A 251-nucleotide genomic window follows, 5' to 3' on the forward strand; every position below is an offset into this window, starting at 1 on the left:
TGGCTGTGTAGACCGTCGCACTGGTCGCCGAGAAGCTCGATGCCGCACCATTGCCGACCGAGAAGTCGCCGATGGCGAAGCCCGTGACCGCTTCCGAGAAGGTCGCGGTGATTGTGAAGGCGCCGGAGACCGGATCAGCAGAGCCGGTTGTCAGGGCCACGGTCGGTCCGGTTTCGTCATTCTCGATCGTGAACTGCGTCGCGGCGACATTCCCATTGCCGGCACCGTCCTGGGCGGCACCGCCCGCGACA

The 251-nt window shown here is 65.7% G+C and carries 1 protein-coding gene; it reads right to left on the bottom strand.

Annotated elements, in window-relative coordinates; all coding sequences use genetic code 11:
* Nucleotides 1-251: Ig-like domain-containing protein (locus JXQ94_RS13905; protein ID WP_421924388.1), on the bottom strand; the 251-nt coding region annotated here is incomplete at both ends.

Source organism: Maricaulis maris (assembly GCF_049116555.1).
Lineage (GTDB): Bacteria > Pseudomonadota > Alphaproteobacteria > Caulobacterales > Maricaulaceae > Maricaulis > Maricaulis maris_C.